Source organism: Streptomyces sp. NPDC059524, from assembly GCF_042749255.1.
GTDB classification, from domain to species: domain Bacteria; phylum Actinomycetota; class Actinomycetes; order Streptomycetales; family Streptomycetaceae; genus Streptomyces; species Streptomyces xanthii.
Genome location: NZ_JBHYTK010000310.1, coordinates 1 through 2,535, shown reverse-complemented (window position 1 = coordinate 2,535; position 2,535 = coordinate 1). Strand labels below are relative to the sequence as shown.

Sequence of the window (2,535 nt, the reverse complement as noted above, 5' to 3'; positions counted from 1 at the left end):
CAGTTCCCCGCGCCCCTGGGAGGCATGCGCTGCGCGCAGCCTCCCAGGGGCGCGGGGCCAGGGTCAGATCTCGACCGACTCCGTGTTCGGGGCGAGGCTGTCCATGAAGGAGCTCACGGAGAAGACCGCGCGGCCGGCGCCGGCGGGGCCGTAACCGGGCGGGGACGAGAGACCGAACTCGTCCATCGTGGAGCGGTACGCGTCGAGCAGCCGGATGTGGTACTCCAGCGGCGCCCCCGCGGGGTTCGCCTTGCCGAGCGGGGTCGTCGGCTCGGGGCACCAGGTCGTGAAGCGCGGGGTGATGCCCTGCGACATGAAGAAGCGCAGCCCCTCGGTCGTGGAGGCGATGGCCTCGTCGACCGTCTTGAAGCCGAAGGGCTCGGCCATCTCGACGCCGGCCACGAAGTTCGGGATCACGTTGCGCGCGCCGAAGATGTCGGCCGAGTCGAGGATCCGCTTGTGCCACTCGTCGCGGCCGACGTACCGCTCCTTGCCCGGGCAGTACATCTTGAACAGGTACTCGTCCCACACCTCGTAGTTGGGGTGGTAGATCTGGATGCCGTAGTCCTTGAAGCGCTGGACGTCGTCCTTCGGCAGCGCCTGGGCGACGACCTTGCCGATCCAGCGGCCCGGGAAGTGCTCCTCGATGGCCTTCGCGTAGCGCCCGTAGAAGTCCGCCTCGTCCAGGCCCTGCACCTTGGACGTGATCGCGCCGCCGGTGAGGGTGTACGCGGTGGAGGACTTCGCGGTGTCGTACTGGTCGATGATCGAGAGCGCCTCCAGCACCTCGTCGACGTCCTTCACGCCCGTGTACGGGCGGCCGGCCGCCTTGTGCTGGCGCCAGTTGTGGTTGATGTCGCAGTACTGGCACTCCTCCTTGGCGCCGAAGTACTGGCAGACGCGGAAGGCGGTCAGGTAGATCAGGTAGCCCCACTGGATGGTCGGGGCCACCTCCATGACCGACTTCCCGTTCGAGAGCTTGTGGCGGTAGTACTCCGGCATCGGGGGGACGCCCACGTCGGCGATGCGCTTGCCGTCGAGGTAGAGGCCGAGCATGCCGTCCTCGTTGGCCGCGACGCGGTACGGGGAGGACGGGTTCACGCGGACCGAGACGACCGTGCGGCGCAGGTCGTAGGGGCCGCCGGTGAGGACGATCTCCTCCGGCGGGCGGCGCAGGGCGGCCTCGCCGAGCTCCGGGAGCGTGCCGTGGTCGAACGAGAAGATGAAGTACGACTTGGGCTTGACCTCGCCGCCTTCGTTGTCGCTGAGCGCCGACGGGTCGAACGCGACGCCGCCGCGGAGCAGGTCCTCCTTGAAGACCGCCTCCTTCGGAACGTGCGGGAAGCGCTCCATCAGGTCCTCGACCAGTGCCGTGCGGCTCTCCGCCTTGTCGGCCATCCCGTCCATCCCGTACACCCACTCCTCGTTCGCTGCCGGGCCGTGCTTCGACCTCTCACGGTATGCCCCCGGTTGTCCCTCAGCCCTGGCGGGTCCCCGCTCGGGCCGTGATGTGGGCCGGCGCCGCGATGCCCACAGGGAGGGCCGGATCCGCGGTGGGGGCGCCCCAGCGGGAGCTCAGGGGCAGGACCCCGGCCCACAGACCGAGCTCGGCGTCGGGCGAGTCGCCGTCGTCCGGAGGGCCGTCGCTGATCTTGACGGAGGCCTCGTCCAGAGGAAGGGCGAGGAGGGTGGTCGCGGCGAGTTCCTTGCGGCTGGGGCGGCGGGCGTAGTCCCACTGGCCCGGGGCCGTGTGCTCGGTGAGGATGCGCAGGCCCTCGGTCTTCTCGGCGTCGTCGGTGACCTTGCGCGGGGTGCCGTAGATCATCGCGCAGCGGTAGTTGACGCTGTGCTCGAACACGGAGCGGGCCAGGACGAGGGCGTCGACGTGGGTGACGGTGACGCATATCGTCGCGTCCGGGTCGGCGGCGAGGCTGCGGCTGGCGACGGAGCCGTGGAAATAGAGGTGGTCGTCGTCCCGTCCGTAGACGGTCGGTACGACCATGGGGACGCCGTCGACCATGACACCGAGGTGGCAGACGAAACCGGCGTCGAGGATCGCCTCGAGCTCCGAGCGCTCGAAGCGGGCCTTCTCCTTCATGCGGCGCAGGCGGGTGCGGTCGGTGGGGATCAGGGTGCGGGGGCCCGCCTCGGCCTGACTTTGGGGCTGGGTGCGTGATGGTTCCGTGTGGGTCATGCGGCGGAACAGTACCGGGCGCCTCCGGCGGTTGATCATCGGCCCTGTCCAGGAAGTTGAGCCCACCCCTACATCTCCGGGTCCCCACCCGTAGCGCCCCCTCACGGGGCCCCGCCCCTCAACCCAACTCCCCCGACACACCCTCTCCGGACTCCCCGGACTCCCCGAACTTCGAGCTCTCTGGGCTCTCCGGGCTCTCCGGGCTCTCCGGGCTCTCCGGGCTCTCCGGGCTCTCCGGGCTCTCCGGGCCAGCGTCTCTCGTCTCCGGCCCGGCAACTCGTGTTACTCGGCACCTCTCGTTGGCCCGCCCCCTTCTCCCACCCTCCCGCCCCCTCCGGGGG

2 protein-coding genes are annotated in these 2,535 nt (G+C 70.0%); both read right to left on the bottom strand.

Annotated elements, in window-relative coordinates; genetic code table 11:
* Positions 1-63: 63 nt before the first annotated feature.
* Positions 64-1,398, bottom strand: a complete 1,335-nt coding sequence (locus tag ACFW9D_RS38415) for a radical SAM protein (protein WP_384630121.1) — start codon at positions 1,396-1,398, stop codon at positions 64-66.
* Between the two features lie 79 nt (positions 1,399-1,477).
* On the bottom strand, positions 1,478-2,194 hold the full coding sequence (locus ACFW9D_RS38410) for a pyridoxamine 5'-phosphate oxidase family protein (RefSeq protein WP_384630119.1): 717 nt from the start codon (positions 2,192-2,194) through the stop codon (positions 1,478-1,480).
* Positions 2,195-2,535 lie beyond the last annotated feature (341 nt).

Coding starts and splice junctions, on each gene's coding strand:
- ACFW9D_RS38415 (WP_384630121.1), bottom strand. CDS start 1,398: ATGGCCGACAAGGCGGAGAGCCGCACGGCACTGGTCGAGGACCTGATG.
- ACFW9D_RS38410 (WP_384630119.1), bottom strand. CDS start 2,194: ATGACCCACACGGAACCATCACGCACCCAGCCCCAAAGTCAGGCCGAG.